The following is a 1,579-nucleotide window of genomic DNA, read 5'->3' on the forward strand; positions in this document are numbered from 1 at the left end:
CGTCGTGGCCGGCGCGGTGGCCGCTGCGCGGCTGCCGCAGCCGCAATTGCCCGCCGAGGAATCCGTCTTCGGTGATCTCGGCGGCCGGAGACTCGTTTTTTGACGCGTTTTCTTCACGCGAACCGGGGCCCACTTCGCTTGAAAACGCTCTAGTCATCGGCCCGCAATTCGTGGCCCAGGCCGGCATCGGTCAGGAGCTGGCGGGCCTCGTGGTTGTCGTCCTCGTGCACCAGGATCCGCCGCGGCAGCACGCCGAGCGAGCCCTCGATGATGCTCATGTTCTGGTCCAGCACCAGATGATGGATGTTAGCGCTGTCGAGCAGCGCGCCGACGGCGGAGACCAGCACCACGTCATTGGTCCGTACCAATTCCCGCAAAATCCACTCTCCTCTCCGCCCCGCCTGTGCGGCCAATGCATCACATGTCAACAACTTCGTGGCCTTGCCGCTGCACCGCGCAGTTTCTATTGTTATAGCTGAGGATAGTGCGAATTCGGCAAAATTGGAGACCAGCGTGGCGGTTATTGTACCCTTCGAAAGCCCGTCCAATGCTTCGATCGACGGGCTGGTGGGACTTGTCGCCGCTGACATGGAGCGCGTCAACGCGACCATCCTCTCGCGGACCGGCTCCGAGGTCACCATGATCCCCGAGGTCGCCAATCATTTGATCTCCTCCGGCGGCAAGCGGCTGCGCCCGATGCTGACCCTGGCGATGGCCCAGCTCGCCGACTACACAGGCGACGGCCATATCAAGCTCGCCGCCGCGGTCGAGTTCATGCACACCGCGACCCTGCTGCATGACGACGTGGTCGACGAGAGCGAGCTGCGCCGCGGCAAATTGTCCGCGCGGATGCTGTGGGGCAACGAGGCCAGCGTGCTGGTCGGCGACTTCCTGCTCGGCCAGGCATTCCGGATGATGGTCGAGGTCGGCTCGCTGCGCGCGCTCGATATTCTCTCCGCGGCCGCCGCCACCATCGCCGAGGGCGAGGTGATGCAGCTTGCCGCCGCCAAGAACACCGCGACCACCGAGGACGAGTATCTCGCCGTGATCCGCGGCAAGACCGCGGAGCTGTTCGCCGCGGCCTGCGAGGTCGGCCCTGTGATCGCCAACCGGCCCAAGGCCGAGCAGACCGCCTGCCGCTCGGTCGGCATGAATCTCGGCATCGCCTTCCAGCTCGTCGACGACGTGCTGGACTATGGCGGCAAATCCGCAAAACTCGGGAAGAATGTCGGCGACGATTTCCGCGAGGGCAAGATCACGCTGCCGGTGGTGCTCGCCTTCCGCCGCGGCAACGACACCGAGCGCCAGTTCTGGATCCGCGCACTGGAGCGCGGCGAGATCGGCGCGGCCGATCTCGATCACGCAATAGGGCTGATGACCAAGCACCGCGCGCTGGAGGATACCATCAGCCGCGCCCAGCACTACGGCGCAATGGCGGTCGACGCGCTGGCGCTGTTCCCATCCTCGCCGATGAAGACGGCGCTGGAACAGGTCGTCGCGTTCTGCCTCGCAAGATCGCACTGATCTAGCCGCATTCGAGCACCAAAGACGGTGTCGTCCCGGCGAAGGCCGGGACCCA

The 1,579-nt window shown here is 65.2% G+C and carries 2 protein-coding genes and 1 pseudogene; 1 reads left to right on the forward strand and 2 read right to left on the reverse strand.

All coding sequences use genetic code 11. The features are described from left to right. Positions 1-133 (reverse strand): annotated as a pseudogene (locus H8B02_RS48780) (methyltransferase); the annotation flags it as partial. Between the two features lie 16 nt (positions 134-149). Further along, positions 150-377 (reverse strand): putative signal transducing protein, encoded by a 228-nt coding sequence (locus tag H8B02_RS47130; RefSeq protein WP_092116072.1) that lies wholly within the window; start codon positions 375-377, stop codon positions 150-152. Positions 378-513: 136 nt separating this feature from the next. Here H8B02_RS47130 and H8B02_RS47135 point away from each other — a divergent pair, with 136 nt between their 5' ends. Further along, positions 514-1,524: a polyprenyl synthetase family protein gene (locus H8B02_RS47135; RefSeq protein WP_176529732.1), complete on the forward strand. Its 1,011-nt coding sequence runs from the start codon at positions 514-516 to the stop codon at positions 1,522-1,524. Positions 1,525-1,579: the final 55 nt, after the last annotated feature.

It is taken from the genome of Bradyrhizobium altum (genome assembly GCF_020889705.1).
Classification (GTDB): domain Bacteria; phylum Pseudomonadota; class Alphaproteobacteria; order Rhizobiales; family Xanthobacteraceae; genus Bradyrhizobium; species Bradyrhizobium altum.